At 66.3% G+C, this 16,699-nt stretch carries 18 protein-coding genes; 9 read left to right on the top strand and 9 right to left on the bottom strand.

Translation table 11 applies throughout. The features are described from left to right. The first annotated feature begins 75 nt into the window (after positions 1–75). Both IHQ52_RS00640 and IHQ52_RS00635 read left to right on the top strand, forming a co-directional pair. A complete protein-coding gene (locus IHQ52_RS00640) occupies positions 76–564 on the top strand; it encodes a nuclear transport factor 2 family protein (protein ID WP_024499658.1) in 489 nt (162 codons plus the stop codon). A 124-nt stretch (positions 565–688) separates the two neighbouring features. Continuing rightward, positions 689–1,501, top strand: a complete 813-nt coding sequence (locus IHQ52_RS00635; RefSeq protein WP_024499659.1) for a mycofactocin-coupled SDR family oxidoreductase — start codon at positions 689–691, stop codon at positions 1,499–1,501. 17 nt (positions 1,502–1,518) lie between these two features. Here IHQ52_RS00635 and IHQ52_RS00630 read toward each other — a convergent pair whose 3' ends face one another. Then, on the bottom strand, positions 1,519–2,538 hold the full coding sequence (locus IHQ52_RS00630) for a LacI family DNA-binding transcriptional regulator (protein WP_035760769.1): 1,020 nt from the start codon (positions 2,536–2,538) through the stop codon (positions 1,519–1,521). A gap of 128 nt (positions 2,539–2,666) precedes the next feature. Here IHQ52_RS00630 and IHQ52_RS00625 point away from each other — a divergent pair, with 128 nt between their 5' ends. Both IHQ52_RS00625 and IHQ52_RS00620 read left to right on the top strand, forming a co-directional pair. Further along, positions 2,667–3,839 (top strand): acyl-CoA dehydrogenase family protein, encoded by a 1,173-nt coding sequence (locus IHQ52_RS00625; protein WP_024499661.1) that lies wholly within the window; start codon positions 2,667–2,669, stop codon positions 3,837–3,839. Between the two features lie 212 nt (positions 3,840–4,051). Next, on the top strand, positions 4,052–4,735 hold the full coding sequence (locus IHQ52_RS00620; RefSeq protein WP_024499662.1) for a GAF and ANTAR domain-containing protein: 684 nt from the start codon (positions 4,052–4,054) through the stop codon (positions 4,733–4,735). Between the two features lie 25 nt (positions 4,736–4,760). On the opposite strand, the gene IHQ52_RS00615 is transcribed toward IHQ52_RS00620, so the two are convergent. Beyond that, positions 4,761–5,204, bottom strand: coding sequence for an STAS domain-containing protein (locus IHQ52_RS00615; protein WP_024499663.1), 444 nt, complete (start codon positions 5,202–5,204; stop codon positions 4,761–4,763). Positions 5,205–5,619: 415 nt separating this feature from the next. Here IHQ52_RS00615 and IHQ52_RS00610 point away from each other — a divergent pair, with 415 nt between their 5' ends. Further along, complete coding sequence (locus tag IHQ52_RS00610) at positions 5,620–6,429, top strand: SigB/SigF/SigG family RNA polymerase sigma factor (protein WP_024499664.1); 810 nt, start codon at positions 5,620–5,622, stop codon at positions 6,427–6,429. A gap of 83 nt (positions 6,430–6,512) precedes the next feature. Here IHQ52_RS00610 and IHQ52_RS00605 read toward each other — a convergent pair whose 3' ends face one another. Further along, the gene (locus IHQ52_RS00605) at positions 6,513–7,691 is read right to left on the bottom strand and encodes a zinc-dependent alcohol dehydrogenase (protein ID WP_024499665.1); all 1,179 of its coding nucleotides are present in this window, start codon (positions 7,689–7,691) and stop codon (positions 6,513–6,515) included. A 4-nt stretch (positions 7,692–7,695) separates the two neighbouring features. Beyond that, complete coding sequence (locus IHQ52_RS00600) at positions 7,696–8,130, bottom strand: hypothetical protein (protein WP_024499666.1); 435 nt, start codon at positions 8,128–8,130, stop codon at positions 7,696–7,698. 314 nt (positions 8,131–8,444) lie between these two features. Here IHQ52_RS00600 and IHQ52_RS00595 point away from each other — a divergent pair, with 314 nt between their 5' ends. Next, on the top strand, positions 8,445–8,870 hold the full coding sequence (locus IHQ52_RS00595) for an ATP-binding protein (protein WP_024499667.1): 426 nt from the start codon (positions 8,445–8,447) through the stop codon (positions 8,868–8,870). Between the two features lie 10 nt (positions 8,871–8,880). On the opposite strand, the gene IHQ52_RS00590 is transcribed toward IHQ52_RS00595, so the two are convergent. The 5 genes from IHQ52_RS00590 to IHQ52_RS00570 form a co-directional block, all read right to left on the bottom strand. Next, positions 8,881–9,759: a glycosyltransferase family 2 protein gene (locus tag IHQ52_RS00590; RefSeq protein WP_024499668.1), complete on the bottom strand. Its 879-nt coding sequence runs from the start codon at positions 9,757–9,759 to the stop codon at positions 8,881–8,883. Beyond that, on the bottom strand, positions 9,756–10,733 hold the full coding sequence (locus tag IHQ52_RS00585; protein ID WP_024499669.1) for a hypothetical protein: 978 nt from the start codon (positions 10,731–10,733) through the stop codon (positions 9,756–9,758). The genes IHQ52_RS00590 and IHQ52_RS00585 overlap by 4 nt, the downstream gene beginning before the upstream one ends. Next, positions 10,730–11,839 (bottom strand): glycosyltransferase family 4 protein, encoded by a 1,110-nt coding sequence (locus tag IHQ52_RS00580; RefSeq protein WP_024499670.1) that lies wholly within the window; start codon positions 11,837–11,839, stop codon positions 10,730–10,732. Before IHQ52_RS00580 ends, IHQ52_RS00585 begins: the two co-directional genes overlap by 4 nt. Then, positions 11,832–12,998, bottom strand: a complete 1,167-nt coding sequence (locus IHQ52_RS00575; RefSeq protein ID WP_024499671.1) for a glycosyltransferase family protein — start codon at positions 12,996–12,998, stop codon at positions 11,832–11,834. The genes IHQ52_RS00580 and IHQ52_RS00575 overlap by 8 nt, the downstream gene beginning before the upstream one ends. 159 nt (positions 12,999–13,157) lie before the next feature. Continuing rightward, positions 13,158–13,805 (bottom strand): PAS and ANTAR domain-containing protein, encoded by a 648-nt coding sequence (locus IHQ52_RS00570; RefSeq protein ID WP_024499672.1) that lies wholly within the window; start codon positions 13,803–13,805, stop codon positions 13,158–13,160. A gap of 250 nt (positions 13,806–14,055) precedes the next feature. Here IHQ52_RS00570 and IHQ52_RS00565 point away from each other — a divergent pair, with 250 nt between their 5' ends. The 3 genes from IHQ52_RS00565 (at position 14,056) to IHQ52_RS00555 (ending at position 16,689) form a co-directional block, all read left to right on the top strand. Then, the gene (locus tag IHQ52_RS00565; RefSeq protein ID WP_232513026.1) at positions 14,056–14,205 is read left to right on the top strand and encodes a hypothetical protein; all 150 of its coding nucleotides are present in this window, start codon (positions 14,056–14,058) and stop codon (positions 14,203–14,205) included. 146 nt (positions 14,206–14,351) lie between these two features. After that, positions 14,352–15,215, top strand: coding sequence for an SDR family oxidoreductase (locus IHQ52_RS00560; RefSeq protein ID WP_024499673.1), 864 nt, complete (start codon positions 14,352–14,354; stop codon positions 15,213–15,215). Then, positions 15,112–16,689 carry an FAD-dependent oxidoreductase gene (locus IHQ52_RS00555; RefSeq protein WP_332108854.1) on the top strand — a complete coding sequence of 526 codons (1,578 nt, stop codon included), beginning with the start codon at positions 15,112–15,114 and terminating at the stop codon, positions 16,687–16,689. Before IHQ52_RS00560 ends, IHQ52_RS00555 begins: the two co-directional genes overlap by 104 nt. Positions 16,690–16,699 lie beyond the last annotated feature (10 nt).

Below are 16,699 nucleotides of genomic sequence, written 5' to 3'. Positions count from 1 at the left end.
CCGGCTTATGGTATGGATCACGTGAACAATCGTTAATATGCTGCGCTGTCCGTCGACGAACTCTGGAGCATGAGCATGAGCACCGAACCCGATCTGGCCGCGCGGTTGACGCGCCTCGAGGATCTCGAGGCGATCCGCGCACTGGACGCGCGATATTGCCGTCACCTCGACGACGGGAACTGGGATGACCTGATGACTCTGTTCACCGACGACGGTGAGTTCGACGGCCTGTCGAACCCGCGGGGCAAGATCGAGATGCGCGCCTTCTTCGCAGGTCTCGCCGACGGCGGCCTCACCTCGTTCTGGCACTTCATCACCAACCTCGAGATCGAGATCGACGATGACACGGCTGTTGCCCGGTCATTTCTCTGGCAGCCGTGCGTCCTCGACGGTGTCGCGTCGATCGCTGCCGGTCGCTACACCGACGAGCTGGTCAAGCAGGACGGGCGGTGGCTCTACCGCGTGAAGAGGGTGCGCTTCCATTTCTTCGGCCCGCTCGCCGACGGATGGGACGAGAATCGGTTCGCGCTCGACTCGGCACGTGCCGCGGCGGTCAATCCCTGATCGGGCCGTCGCGTACCGGTGAGTGGGGAAACCACTTCGCGTCCGGCCGTCGTCGGTAGGGTCGGCCAGTATGCAGTCGGTCGACTGATCACGGACCCGACATCTACGGCAGACAAGGATCGGCATGGCGCGTTTGGCGGACAAGGTTGCGTTCATCACGGGCGTCGCCCGAGGACAGGGGCGAGCCCACGCGGTACGGCTCGCGTCCGAGGGGGCACAGATCATCGGCGTCGACGTCGTCGGACCGCTCCCGGGCGTTCCGTATGATCCGGCCACCGAGGACGATCTCGCCGAGACCCAGCGTCTGGTCGAGGACCTCGGCGCCAAGGCCATTCTCACCCGCTGCGACACAAGAGATCTCGACGGTCTTCGGGCGGCGGTTGCCGATGGGGTCGAGGAGCTCGGCGGGCTCGACGTCGTCGTCGCCAACGCGGGTATCTGCATCCCCGAGACCTGGGACGAGGTGACCCCGCAGAGCTTTCGCGACACCATGGACATCAATGTGACCGGCGTCTGGAACACCGTCACCGCCTCGGCTCCCCACCTCATCGGCCGTGGCGGGGGATCGGTCGTCCTGATCAGTTCGCTCGCCGGGAAGAAGCTGCAGCCGTTCATGGTTCACTACACGACGAGCAAGCACGCGCTCGTCGGGATGTCGCGCGCCTTCGCCGCGGAGTTGGGGCAGCACGACATTCGTGTCAACACCGTCCATCCCGGCGCGGTGATCACGCCGATGGGCTCGGGCCGCATGGTCGAACGCATCGAGGAGACGAACAAGGCCAACCCGCGCCTTGCCGGGATGGGCATGACATTCCTCAACCAGTTCGCCGCCGAGGCCGACGAGGTCGCCGGCGTGGTGGCCTTCCTGGCATCGGACGAGTCGAAGTTCATCACCGCCGAGGAGATCTCGATCGACGGCGGCGCGCAGCATTTCTGATACGCGGCGCGCGGCTTTCAGGTGGTTCCGCGTGCCATCAGCCCGACCGGCAGGCGCCGCGACTCGACGTCGCGTCCCGCGATCAGATCGAGCAACCCGCGCACCGCGGTCTGCCCGATCTCCAGGGCGGGGGAGTGGATCGTGGTGAGCGGCACCGGAAGCTGCGCGGCGATCGGGATGTCGTTGTAGCCGACGAGGGCCAGGTCCTCGGGGACACGTAGTCCGAGGTCGCGGGCGACGCCGAGCACACCGACGGCGATGGTGTCGGACACCGCGAAGATCCCCCGCGGCCGGTTCGGTGCGTCGAGCAGAACCTGCCCGGCCTCGGTGCCGCCGCGCACCTCGAAACTCGATGCGACGACCCGAGAGTCGGGAAGTTCGATACCTGCCGCCGTGGTCTCGGCCCGGAAGCCGGCCAGACGATCCGTTGCCGTCGTCGCGTGAGCGGGACCGGCGATGACGGCGAGGTCGGTGTACCCGCGATCGATCAGGTGCCGTGCGGCGAGGGCGCCGCCGCGCACGTCGTCGCCGCCGACGAAGGGCAGTCCGGCGTCTGCGTGCCGGGTCAGGGTCAGCATCGGTACGTCGCCGACCCGCAACGAGGCGATGAACTCCCGGCCCGGGCGATGCAATCCGCTGAGGAGGAGGCCGTCGACCTGCCGTCCCACGAGCAGTTCGATAGCCGCACGCTGGGCTTCCGGGTCGTCGGGCGGACTGGACAGGAGCACCGAGTAGCCGGCGCGGGTCGCCTCCTGCTCGATGCCCTGGTAGGTCGTGGCGACCACGCCGTCGGTGAGTCGGGTCATCACGACGCCGAGGGTGGTGGTCTTGCGGGTGCGGAGACTCGCCGCCCACAGATTGCGCTGGTAGCCCAGCTCGTCGGCGACCTCGCGGACCCTCAGTGCCGACTCCGACCAGCCGTCGGCGGGTTCCGACTGTCGCAGCACCCGGGACGCCGTCGACACATGGACCCCCGCGCGTCGGGCGATCTCCTTGAGCGTCGGCGTCCGCTGACCACCGGCCACGCTGGTCCCCATTCCTGTCGAGTGCCTCTGTTGACGCTGCGCGTCGGACCCCTTACGTTAGTCCATGCAAACGTTCTCGCAAACGTTCTCGACGGACTTGTAGGATCAGTTCTACGCCGCCCGACTCCCCGGAGGTTCCGATGTCTCGCCCCAGCACTCTGACCCAGCTCTTCGCCCTGGACTCGTTGCTCGACGCCGACGAGATCGCGATCCGCGACACCGTCCGCGACTTCGCCGACGCGCGTCTGCGGCCGCACATCGCCGACTGGTTCGAGGACGCGAGACTCCCGGCCCGCGAGATCGCCAAGGAACTCGGTCAGATCGGCGCGCTCGGTATGCACCTCGAGGGCTACGGCTGCCCGGGCATGACCGCCACCGCCTACGGTCTCGCCTGCCTCGAACTCGAGGCCGTCGACTCCGGTATCCGCAGCCTGGTGTCGGTGCAGGGCTCGCTCGCGATGTTCTCCATCCACCACTGGGGTTCGGAGGAGCAGAAGAACGAGTGGCTGCCGCGCATGGCCGCCGGTGACGCGATCGGATGTTTCGGCCTGACCGAACCCGATTTCGGGTCCAACCCGTCCGGCATGCGCACCAACGCCAAGCGCGACGGCGGTGACTGGCTGCTCAACGGCACCAAGATGTGGATTACCAACGGCTCGATCGCCGACGTCGCGGTCGTGTGGGCCCAGACCGATGAGGGCATCCGCGGCTTCGTGGTCCCCACCGACACCCCCGGGTTCTCCGCGCCGGAGATCCACAAGAAGATGTCGCTGCGCGCGTCCGTGACCTCCGAACTCGTCCTCGACAACGTCCGCCTGCCGGAATCCGCCGTGCTGCCGAAGGCACAGGGCCTGCGCGGCCCGCTGACCAGCCTGGGTGAGGCCCGGTTCGGCATCATTTTCGGTGCGATCGGCGCCGCCCGCGACTGCCTCGAGACCGCCATCGACTACGCCCGATCCCGCGAGGTCTTCGACAAGCCGCTCGCCGGGTACCAGCTCACCCAGGCCAAGATCGCCGACATGGCACTCGAGGTCGGCAAAGGGCATCTGCTGGCCTACCACCTCGGCCGTCTGAAGGACCGCGGCGAGATCACCCCCGAACAGGTGAGCACCGGCAAGCTCAACAACACCCGAGAGGCCATCAAGATCGCCCGCGAATGCCGAACCATCTTGGGCGCCAACGGCATCACGCTCGAGTACCCGGTCATCCGGCACGCCAACAACCTCGAGTCCGTCCTCACCTACGAGGGCACCTCCGAGGTCCACCAGCTCACCATCGGACGTGCCCTCACCGGCGAAACCGCGTTCCGCTGAGGTAGACCCTCCCCTTTTCCGCCATACCACCCACTCGGGGGTGACGTTGCGGAAAAGGGGTGGTTTTGCGAGCTGGACGGGTGGAGATCGTCCAGTGCACTGAAACCCCGTTCAGGTGGTTTGCACACGGTAAGTTGGGTACTCGGGTCCACACAGCCGCGGCGGCCATGGACGGTCCCGCTACGCCCCGCTCGCCGGGAAGGAGTTCGATCGTGACCGACGCGAACGACGACGTCCATCTCCGCATCGCGGAGATGGCTCGAGAGCTGCACGGGGACGACGCCGACGACGAACTGGTGGCCAAGACCATCGTCGAGGGTGCGGTGTCGGAGATCCCCGGTGCCCAATACGCCGGACTCACGGTCGCGACGGATCGACGATCCATCGAGTCCTTCGGTTCGACGCACGAGATCGCAGAATTGCATGATCGCATCCAGGCGGAGGTCGGTGAGGGACCGTGCCTTTCGGCTGCCCTCCACGACCGGGTTGTCCGCGTCGACGATCTCGAGAAGGACGAGCGGTGGCCGGTATACCGGAGTCGCGCGATGGACGAGGTGCCGATCCGTTCCGTGCTGTCCTTCCAACTCTTCGCCAACCAGAACAAAATCGGTGCGCTCAACCTCTTCGCGGACGAGCCGCAGGTCTTCGACCTACACGCCGAGGACGTCGGCGTTGTCTACGCCACCCACGCCGCGTTGGCCTGGAACACCATCAAGAAGGACCATCAGTTCCACAGCGCCCTCGCCAACCGCGATGTGATCGGCCAGGCGAAGGGCATCCTGATGGAGCGTTTCAGCATCGATGCCGTGGCGGCTTTCGAGCTGTTGAAGAAGCTGTCCCAGGAATCGAACACCAAGCTCGTCGAGATAGCGCGGCAGATCACCCTGAAGAGGTGACCTGCCGGGGCGAGCCGGCGGAGTTCTACTCGAAGGTAGCGAATTCCGTTGCGCTGGGACCGATCTCACCTTCGGTAAGCTGGCGTCCGGCGTCGTCGACGGTGTCGAAGACCCGTACGTAGGATGTCATCCCGCAGATCTCCAGTGGGCGGCTGACGGTTCGTTCGCCAACCAGGACAACGGGAATCGATCGCTCGGTGGCGTCGTCGACGAAGGTCTGGAGCAGTACGAGTCCGATCGTGCCGAAGAAGTTCACCGCGGAGAAGTCCAGGACGACGCCATGGACTCGATCACGCGCGACGCGGTCGAGGGCGGCCGCGAAGTCGGCGGCCGTTTCACGGTCGACGCTGCCGGAAAAGCGCTGTACACAATAGGATTTCGCGGAATCGAAGCGCCTGGGTGTGGTTGTCGACGGCCCTCTGCCGGTGTCGAACGCCGAACGGAAGACTGTCGAGGTGGTGAGTGGCATGGATTGCTCGTCTCAGTAGGAAGCGTGCCGAGCGATCGATCGACGATCGAGCCCGGTCAGTGTCCGACGCCGGTGACGGCGCGAGACCCCAAGTTCACGATCGTCCTGAACGGAGATAAGCCGTGATGTCGCGTGAGCGAGGAGCCCTGGGTGCCCTCTCGCCAATTCTGTGCAGCTCCTACCTGAACCGCTCTATCAACCCTACGGGTGTTTCGAGTGCCGAACAAGGTCGAGAAGGTTACGTTCGTAGGTTTCGGAATCCCGCATCGTGAGACGCCGTAGCTGGACGTGCGCCGAAGAACGTGGTTGTCTAGTAGCGATGTGCGTCGAGTCGCGTGCGCACATCGCAATCCATGCTAGATGGGGCAGCAGTCAGCCCATCGGTCGCAAGATCAGAACGTCTGGGTGGTGACAAATGGCGGCACAAGAACGCGCCGAGCACGACGATTACAGCGACGTCCTCCCGATACTGCGTGAGATCCGCAGTGAACGCGACGACGACTTACGTGCGAAAAAACGCGACGAAGTGATCGAGCGGTGTCTACCGCTCGCCGATCACGTCGCACGACGGTTCTCCGATCGTGGCGAACCGGTCGACGATCTCCGCCAGGTGGCGCGGATCGGTCTCATGCACGCAGTAGACAGATTCGATGTCGAGCGTGGCAACAATTTCCTCGCCTTCGCCGTCCCGACGGTGATGGGCGAGGTCAAGAGGTATTTCCGTGACAGCACGTGGTCGATCAGAGTGCCACGCCGTGCGCAGGAGGCCTCACTCAACATCGCAAAGGCCAGCGAGGAGCTGTTGCAGTCCCTCGGTAGGTCGCCGCGACCGAGTGAGATCGCCGAGCACCTCGGACTACCGGTCAGCGAGGTCATCGAAGGGATGGTTGCGCGGTCGGCGTACACAGCGAGTTCCATTGATGCCGAGGCGGGTTCGTCCACCGACGGCTGGACGCTCGCCGACACGCTGGGCGACGAGGACGAGCGACTCGACATGATCGAGGAGTTCGTGACCCTCCAGCCGGCGCTCAAGCGGCTCACCGAACGCGAACGGACGATCCTCACCCTGCGGTTCTTCCGTTCGATGTCCCAGAGTGAGATCGCCCGGCACGTCGGGATCTCACAGATGCATGTGTCGAGGCTTCTCACCCGGATTCTCGACACGCTGCGTGAAGAGGTTGCCGACGACGACGAGTACGAGGAGCCCCTGCTCAAGCACGCGTAACCACTGCGGTCCACCAACTGCGGTCACACGTTCGGGTACCGAGGGCCCGCGCCGGAGGCATCGGCGCGGGCCCTCGGTCTCGGTCAGGGCTTCAGGATGACCTTGACCATCCCGTCGGCCTTGCGCTGGAACTTGGCGTAGGCGTCGGGTGCCTCGTCGAGCGGGAGCTCATGCGTCGCGAAGGTGTCGACACCGAGCGGGTCCTCATCCGTCAGCAGCGGAAGGATGTCGTCGGCCCACCGCTTCACGTTGGCCTGCCCCATGTGGAGCCGGATCTGCTTGTCGAACATCGTCAGCATCGGCAACGGATCGGCAGCACCGCCGTACACGCCGGACAAGGAGATCGTCCCGCCGCGCTTGACGATGTCGATGGCCGAGTAGAGCGCGCCCAACCGGTCGAGACCCGCCTCCGACATCGCCTTACGCGCGATCGGGTCTGGGAGCAGACCGACGACGGTCTGCATGGCCTTGGTCAGTGGTGAACCGTGGGCTTCCATGCCGACGGCATCGATGACCGAGTCCGTGCCCAGTCCACCGGTGAGGTCGCGAATCGCCTCGCCGACATCGCCGACCTCGTCCATGTTGACCGTCTCGATGCCGCGCGCCTGTGCACGCGCGATGCGCTCGGGCACGCGGTCTACGCCGATCACCCGCGCGCCCTTGTGGGCGGCGATACGTGCGGCCATGTCACCGATGGGTCCGAGTCCGAGGACGGTCACCGTTCCGCCGCTGGGGATTTCGGCGTACTCGACGGCCTGCCATGCCGTCGGGAGAACGTCCGACAGGTACACATAGCGGGAATCCGGGTTCTCCATCGGCACCTTGATGTGGGTGTACTGTGCCTGCGGCACACGGAGATACTCCGCCTGCCCGCCCGGCACCGAGCCATAGAGCTGCGAGTAGCCGAAGAGTGCCGCCCCCGTGCCCTGGTCGGTGACGCGGGTGGTCGAACACTGCGTCATGAATCCGTCATTACAGAACTGGCATGAGCCGCAGGAGATCTGGAACGGGATGACGACGCGATCCCCGACCCGTAGATCCCCGGTGTCGGAACCGACCTCCTCGACGATCCCCATCGGCTCGTGGCCGAGGATGTCCCCCGCGTTCATGAACGGACCGAGCACCTCGTAGAGGTGCAGATCGGAACCGCAGATGTTGGTCGAGGTGACCTTGATGATGGCGTCCGTCGGTTCGATGATCTTCGGATCGGGCACGGTCTCCACCGATACGTTTCGCTTGCCCTGCCAGGTCACTGCGCGCATGCTTTCAGGCCTTTCCGTGGTCGTTGTGGTCTTCGCGGCGTTCTACCCGCGCCCGTTCGTGCTTGCCGTCGTGGTCGACGGGAAAACCGTGGTACCGCTCTTCGTAGCGCTCGGCCTCCTCGGCCGTGGTCTCGGGCTGGATCGGATCCTGGTGGGCTCGTTCGCCGTCGCGACCCGCCCGCCGCCGCAGGAGAACTCGGCTGCCCATGAGGAGGCCGACCGCGAGGAGACCGGCGATGACGGCGCCGATGGCGAGCCAGACGGTCGCGTCCCGGTCGCCGGCGCCGGCCGCGATCGCCATACCGCCGAGCACCAGCATCAGTCCGAGACAGAAGATTCCGAGAAGACCGATGGCGTTGAGTCCGCGCGACTTCCGGGCCGGTCGTCGGGCGATGGCTTCGCGCGAGGCGACCTCCCGTTCAGGTGTGAGATCTGGCATAGCTGTCCCTTCGCCAGGTGGTGGTGAACTCCGATGTGACTGTGTCCGTCGGGTACCGCAGGCGCCTCGCGCTGAAACGTCGCCGTTGGGGCCGTCGGCCGTTGTCCCAGATGAGGGCGGGTGGACGTCGCGTTCTGGGGTCGGCGGGTGCAGTCGATTCAGTTGACGCCTCTGCTAACGTCGGAAGACGTGTTTCGGGGAGCACGATCAGCATGTCGGCTGAACAACCACGGTTTGGACGAGACCATCGCGGGGCATTCATGAGCAGACCGATGAAGATCCACTCATATCGACGTGCGAAGAAGACTCACTTGATGACCGACTCCGACGCCACTTCCCAGCTATCGATCGAAGGCAGTCTGCCAACGGTGCTGCGGGTCCCGGCGGCCACTGATCGACTTGCGCTGGTGCGCGCGCTGGTCGAGACGGCTCTGTACATCGACGACTGGTCGCTCGACGACGTGATCGACGCGAAGGTCGCGGTGGACGAGATCTGCTCACAGATAATCTCCGCAGCAGCCGAGAGCTCCTCGATGGAGGTCACTCTGCACCTCGCTTCCAACGGCGTGGTCGGGGAGGTCAGGGGTCAGCTCGTGGATGGCGTCGAGCTGGACGAGTCGACGTTCGGATGGCGAGTCGTCCAGACCGTCACCGACACCCACGCGATCAGTTACGCGGAATCGTCGCCCGCCGAGGCGACTCGCGACGTGACCATCAGGTTCTCGAAGGTCCGGAAGTAAGTCCGGCCAATCATCTGCTCAACCGTTCGACCGTAGTCCGGCGCCAGTCGTCGACGGTCTCGTCGTAGGTTATGAGGTCCTGTCGCGCGAAGGCGTTCAACCATCCCTCCATGGGCCATCGGTCCCACCGCCGGTGGAACACTCGCGCATTGCGGAGGATGTCCTCGAGGTGCTCGACGGGCGGGTCCGACACCGCATGGTGCTGGTGGTACGCGTGGGCGGCGCCGACCCAGGCGATGCGAAAGCCGTTGCGTGCGGCGCACATCGCGAAGTCGGTGTCCTCTCCTCCGTAGCCTCGGTAACCGATGTGGAACCCGCCGATCCTGAGCCAGTCGATCGAGCGGACGGCGAAGGACAGCGACCAGAACAGTGTCATCTCGGAGGACAGTTGAGTCTGGCACGGCCCAGGCACCGGACGCGCGGGATGTGGGTCGGTGAAGTGGTGGAGCTCGCGTGCGTCGAACACCTCCTGGTCGCGTGGCAGGTAGGTCACGGGCCCGCAATAGAGGAGACGCAGTTCTGGTGTCGCAGCGCACGAGCGGAGATAACGCTGCACCAGGTCCGGCCCGGGGATGCAGTCGACGTCCAGAAACACCAGCAGGGTTGCCCCGGCGTGGATGGCGGCCTGCGCGCCGGTGTTGCGAGCATCGGCGAGCGGCAGTGTGCCGGACTCCACTTTCTCGAGGTGGACGACCCGCGTCGGATGCGCCGCGGGAGCCGAATCGGCGACGACGCCATCGATGTCGGGGTCATCGATGGCGACGACGATGTGGACGTCGGGTCGCGCGGTCGAGTGCTCGAACGCCTCGAGTTGCCGGCGCAGATGCAGGTGGCGTCCCGACACGATGGTGATCACCGCGACGGTCTCCTCTGCACTTCCGGTCGTCATCTCGCCACCGCTTCGATGGCGCGGGCCGCCCGTTCGGCGGCGCCGGCGGTCTGCCACCGGGACCACGCCGGTTCGGAATCACCGACCGAATCCACGATCGATCGCCAACGGTCGATGTCGGGCCACGTCGAGGCGACCAGAGCGAGCTCGGAACGCGCGAGAGTGTTCGCGGTGGCGCGCTGCTCGGCGAACGGACGGTCCTCCGGCATGACGACAGCGGGACGTCCAGCCGCGGCGGCATCCGCCACACTCCCCTGCCCAGCGCCGATGACGGTGAGGCGGGCACTGCACAGGAACGGCCACGGGTCGTCGACCCAGGTTCGGAAGGCCGGCCCGAGGCCCACCACCTTGAGATCGGGGAATGCGTCGGCCAGGCCGATCGCCGGATGCGCTGCCCCGGCGTTGCCGCCGGCCCCGCCGAGAACGAGGATGTCGGCGGCGAAGGTCGGGTGGGCGACCTGTGGCCGGCCGTCGAAGCGGGAGATGCCGCCGGTGAAGACCGTCTTGGACAGGTGCTCGAGGAGCCAGTCCGGCTGGTACAGGTCGCCGGGCCAGGGAGCGATGATGGCGTCGGCGGCGCGGTAGGCGAGTTGGTGGGGCAGATCGTCGCGCACGCCCGGCATCGCCATGACCACGACCGGTACGCCGAGCAGCCGGAGGAACAGAGTGACCTCCACCGACACGTCGACGACCATCGCGGCCGGCCGCCGCGTCGCGACGAAATCCGCCAGTTGGGCCATCCGGTTGCGCAACCCGGCGTCGTGCCGAGGCGCCCAATGCAGCAGACCGCCGGCATCGATGTCGGAGGGAGCGGGATCGGCGTCGTCGCGGTCCAGGACGACGACCTCGTCGAAGGCCGGATCGGTCAGTTCGGCGCTCGTGAGTGCGACGATGTCGGTCTGTAAGCGCGCGGCGATGGCGGCGGCCCGCGAACAGTGTCCGCGACCCTGATGGTGGACGTAATAGCCGATCATGCCGAGAACGCCCCGGCAAGTCGGCGGGAGCCTCGGCGCTCTCGCTCGGCCACGAGTTCGGTGTAGATGTCGGTGTACCGGTCGATCATCGCGATGTCGGAACAATGCTGCTCGGCGCGCCGGCGCACCTCCCGTCGGTCGATCGTGAATGCCTTCTCGGCGGCCTCCGCGAGCGCGACGACATCATCGCCCGGGACCAGCATGCCGGCGGTGTCACCGACGATCTCCGGGATGCCGCCGCGAGCGAATCCCGCCACTGGTGTTCCGCAGGCGAGGGATTCGGCGACGACGAGTCCGTAGGGCTCGTCCCACACCGGTGTGACGAGCGCAGCGCCGCACGACCCGACCAGCCGGGCCAGCTCGTGCTGGTGTAGATGACCTTCGTAGCTGACCTGGTCGCCGAGGGCCGGCGCGACGTGATCACGGAAGTAGGTCTTGTCGCTGATCGGTCCGGCGAGCCGGAGCCGACGACCGGCGATTCGGGCGGCCTCGATCGCGAGGTGGGCGCCCTTCTCCGGCACGAGTCGGCCGAACCACACCAGGTCGTCACCGCCGGTGCCGATCGGCCAGTGATTCAGCTGAACACCGTTGTGTACCACCGGTATCGAACCGAGAACATGCGACCACGCGTGAGCGGTGTGCCGGCTCACCGCGACGCACCTGGTATCCGGTGCCAGCGCCAGTGCCGATTCGAGCCACGGCGTGGGCGGGGTGTGCAAGGTGGTGACCATCGGGGTGTCGACGGCTGGACCCATCGCGACCGGCAGATAGTGCAGGCTGTGGTTGTGGATGACGTCGAAGTCATCCGGGTTCCGGGTGAACGAGAGCATCAGCGACAGATAGGCGTGATGATCGTGCAGCACCTCGATCGGCGGCATCGACACATCCGACCGAGCCGCCGCCGACGGCTCGAACAGCTCGCCACGTAATCGGTCCGACTCGACCGGCAGGTCGCTGCCGGCTCCCGCGAACAGCGTGACCTCGTGACCGGCAAGGGTCAGCGCCCGCGTCAGATGCCAGACGTGGGCTTCGAGGCCGCCGGCGAAGGGCTGTGCTATCGGGTACCGGCTGGACGCGACAACGGCGATTCGGAGCGACTCACTCATGCAGCACCCGGGTGTAGAGGCCCGCGTGGGCTTCGGCGAGTGACAGCCGCTGTGCGCGACGATCGCGCCACATCGCCGGTGCCGGACGAGCGGAATATGCCTGCGCCAGTGCGGCAACCAGCGACTCCGGATCGAAATGGTCCTCGGTGAAGTCGTAGGTGAAGCACTCCTGCTGTTCGTGGTAGAAGCCGCAGCTCGGCGCGATCACCGCGGTGCCCAGGTCGTGGCAGGCCTCCAGCCAGCCCGAGTGGGTACCGAACCGGTAGGGCAGGACCGAGACCGAGAGTTTGCCGAGGTAGTCCCACAGCTGATCGTCCGTGTAGTACTCGTGCACCCGCACGCGGGCATACGGGTGCCGCGACAGCGCGAGTGCGGCGGTGCCGAAGTCCGGGTTGTACCAGTGGTTCCCGGGGACGAAGACCTCGTCGTGGAGGTTGATCTGAATCGTCATGTCCGGATAGTCGGAGGCGGCGTCCAGCAGGGTCATGATGACGGGGAGCGGGTCCATGTTGGCGCGCACACTCTTGGCGTGCACGCCGACGATGAACTCGTCGGTCGGTGCCTCGCGCGGGGCGAACCGGGCGGGCGGCACCACATGGGGGTGCGGGAGTACCGCCGCGGACCGACCCCAACGCTGCGAGATCTGTTGGGCCGCACCCGGAGTCAGCGTGATGACCTCGTCCGCGGCCGGGACGAGGAGGTCGAGGACCTCCTCGTGGGCGCCGGGCTCCGGGTGGTGAGGGTTGCGGAGGTCGTGCAGCGTGTAGACGAGCGGCTTGTCGTGACGGTCGAGTTCACCGAGCACATCGGCCATCACCGACGGTTCGACGGCGTCGAAGCCGAAGTGGATGTGGAACACGTCGAACTCGTTGTGGTGCTCGGCAATCCACCGCGGGTCGAGCATCAACGGCGGCCACCATCCGCCGGGCACCTTGGCGCCGTCAGCAGGCACCGGATCGGGCAGCCGGGTCACCGACACGGCACCGGTGTCCAGGAGGCTGACCGACCCGTTCACCGGCGAGAGATGCCGGACGTAGACATGCGACTGCGGGACGGAAGCGACGCGGATGTGCGCGGTGCTCGACCGCGTCGTCCGTGAGCTGTGCACCTTCTCGAGGGTCGCCGCACCGCCGAGTTGCCCGATAACACGTCCGTCCACTGTTCCATCCGTTCACTTCGAGACATGAACGGCTGTTGGCTCAACCGGGTCCGCAGGGTTGCGGCGTCTTCACCGCAGAATTGCCGAGAGCGGCAGTTGGCTTGCGGATACCCGGTACGACGATTGTGAAACCCGACGACGATGCGTGTCGGGAAGGTCTCAGTTCTCGTTCTGGTGAGCGTTCAGGAGGAGGTGGTCGAAGGACTGTCGCACCGGGTCGGGAAGCACGACGTACCTGTGGACGCCCGAGACGATGTTCTTGGCCAGCTCGTTGACCTTGACGTTGGCGGTCTGCGAACGCCAGCGCATCACCTCGAACGCGCGCTCGGGACTGACCCCATATGCCATCGAGATCATGCCCTTGGCCTGTTCGATCACGCCCTGGTTCTCGCGGAAGCGGGCGACGTGCTCGTCGACCTGGAACTTGACGGTTTGCTCGTCGTACCCGGTCAGATCGAGGTAGAAGCCCTCTGCTCCGATGGGTACGCCGTGCTCGTCGATGAGCTGCTGCGAGACCACCGCGACGTGATGGACCGTGCCGGAGGTATCGATGATGCGATGACGGCTGGAGAACGGCGTGCGTCGGCTCAGCATCGTCGCGACCATCTCGTCGAAGGCGTGGCGGTCGTCGGGATGCTTGTGACCGGCCAGCAGCTCGGTGGTCGGGGTGACCTCACCTGGCTGGTAACCGTGCATCTCGGCCACCTCGTCGGACCACCACCACTCCTCGGTGTCGAAGAGGAACCGGAAGCTGCCGACGTGACGAATCCGAGAATCATCGGCAGAAATGTTGTTGGTCTTTGGCACGGTCACCCCTAGAGCTAAGAAGGCACGCAAAAACGACAGCGCCGGCGGTCTCGGGCGAGATATGAGCTTACCCGGGTTTCATCAGCGGCAAGAATTGGCCCGACCCGTGTCGCGGACCGATCGGAGACATGGACGAACAAGCAGGTCAACGCTCTTGTTTTGGTCGTTCGGTGCTCGGGTAGGCACGGTGCCGTGGCGAACGTACCTGTCGCCGACGAGATCGTTTCCCGAGAAGATTGAGGAGGTCGTGGTGAGCACCGACAGTGAGAGCACCGACGCGACTGCGGCGACGGAGGGAGTCAACCCCGATCTGACCTCGACGGTGGGTGCCGAGGACCTCGACGAGGACCATCTCGCCCGCGATCCGCTCGAGGACGGGATGGACCCGCCGGAGGACTAGTCGGCCAGTGACCGTACCGGGACGACGGCCCGCGAGCAGCGTGAGGGAGAGACGCTCGACGAGAAACTCGATCAGGAGATCCCCGACGAGAATCCCTGAACGCGGTAGCAGGTTTTCGATTGCGGCACAGCGGGCAACCGACGACGATGACCGATCAGGGCAACTCCCCACACGAAGCGAAAACGATTCCCTACCCGGGCGAGACCGGGGACATGCCGGACCGTCCGCGCGACGAGATGCGCGAGTACCGCGGCCGCGACCTGCTGGCCGGCAAGAAGGCGCTGATCACCGGCGGCGACTCGGGTATCGGCCGGGCCACCGCGATCGCCTTCGCCAAGGAAGGGGCCGACGTCGCGATCGCGTACCTCGACGAGGACGAGGACGCGCGCCACACCGTCGCGCTGATCGAGGCCGAGGGTCGCAAGGCGCGCGCCTACCGCGGCGACCTGGGTGACCCGGCCCACTGCGCCGACGTCGTCGAACGCACCGTCGCCGAGCTCGGCGGGCTGAACATCCTGGTGAACAACGTCGCCTACCAGGAGGTCGTCGACGACTTCCTCGAGGTGGACCCCGAACAGTGGTACCGGACGTTCGACGTGAACATCCACAGTTTCTTCCACACCACCCGCGCCGCCGTGCCCCACCTCACCGGTGGTGGCGCGATCATCAACACCTCGTCGATCAACGGATTGCGCGGCAACGACAGTCTCATCGACTACTCGGCGACCAAGGGCGCGGTCCTGGCGTTGACCTATTCGCTCGCACAGTCGTTGCTGGAGAGGAAGATCCGCGTCAACTGCGTCGCGCCCGGACCGGTGTGGACCCCGCTGATCCCGGCGACGATGCCGGCCGAGGCCGTGAAGGACTTCGGGACGCAGGCGCCGATGGGCCGAGCCGCCCAACCCGATGAGATCGCGCCGTCCTATGTGTTCTTCGCGGCCGAGCAGCTGTCGTCCTACTACACCGGCGAGGTGCTCGCCCCGATCGGTGGTGAGACGTTGCCGGGCTGACCGGTGCTCGCCCGCCGGTAGCGCAGTGACCGCGTGCTGCCAGGAACGTCAGGATGACGAACTGAGACGCAACGGTCGAACCATCTCACATCGGTCACCGCTGGCCGATACGCTGTGGCGCATGCATTGCGTTGTCGTGGGTGGGGGACTCGCCGGTCTGGCGTCGGCGGTGTGGCTCGCGGAGGCCGGGCAGCGGGTCACGCTCCTGGAGCGGCGCGGTTCGCTCGGTGGCCGCACCATCTCGATGCCGCTGGCCGCGGTGGACGACGTCCCCGACAACGGGCAACACGTCTTCGCCAGCGGATACGAACACCTCATGCGGTACCTCGAGAGCGTCGGGACCCGCGAACACGTCGAGTTCCCGGGACACATGACGTTCCGGATGCCCGGCGGCGCCACCCGCAAGTCGGCGTTCGGCGGCGTGACCGGACTGCGTGCCGCGATCGGCGACCTCCCCGGGGTGACCGGTGTGGACCGCGTGCGGACCGCGATCGCCCAGGCACGGCTGATCCGGCACGCGTTCCGCCAGCCCGAGTGGCTCGACGAGGTGACCGCCGACGAGTGGTTCCGCCGCATCGGCATGCCACAGTCGGCACGCGACGCACTGTGGGATGGCATCGTCATCGGCCTGACCGGCGACAAGACCGAGATCTCGTCGGCGAAGGTGCCCGCCGATCTGCTCGTCACAGGTGCGCGGCGCGCTCTCGCGACCCGCACCCCGGTCTCCATCGGATTCCCGACCGTCGACCTCGACACCCTGTTCATCGCGGGCGCGGAGAAACGCTTCGCCGACGCCGGCGTCGACGTCCGGCATCGCGCCGTGGTCTCGACGATCGACGTTGCTGACGGCACCGTCACCGGGGTGACACTCGCCGACGGGGAGAAGGTCGCGGCGGATGCGGTCATCTGCGCGGTACCCGTGTGGAGCGTCAAGGGGCTGCTCGACCAGGTCCCGGGACACGAACGGATCTACGAGGCCGTCGACAACCTCACGCCCGTCCCGATCGTGAGCGTCAACCTCTACCTCGACCGGTCGATCGGGATGACCGACTGGGGTGAGATCCTCCACGGCGGTGAGGGAGTGCTGGAACAGGTCTGGGACCGTCAGCGCATGCACGGACGGGAACCGAAGGACAACTGGTTCTACTCGACGACGGTGTCGGCGTCGTATGACCTGATCGGCAAGACCAACGCCGAGATCACCGACATCCAGATGGACATGCTGCGCAGGTACTACCCGCAGGCCGCGGACGCGCAGGTCATCCACAGTCACGTGGTCCGGATGCCGAAATCGACGTTCGCCCAGCGTCCCGGTACCGCGGGAATCCGGCCGGACCAGCGCACCACCGTCGACGGTCTGGCCCTCGCCGGCGACTGGACCAGGACAGACTGGACCACCACGATGGAGGGCGCCTGCCAGAGCGCGGCGCGGGCCGTCGACGTGATCCTGGAGTACGCCGATTCCCGACGCTGAGTAAGTTCGT

This window comes from Gordonia amicalis (assembly GCF_022059885.1).
Lineage (GTDB): Bacteria > Actinomycetota > Actinomycetes > Mycobacteriales > Mycobacteriaceae > Gordonia > Gordonia amicalis.
The sequence above is the reverse complement of the archived record's forward strand: the minus strand, read 5'-3'. Positions and strand labels throughout refer to the sequence as shown.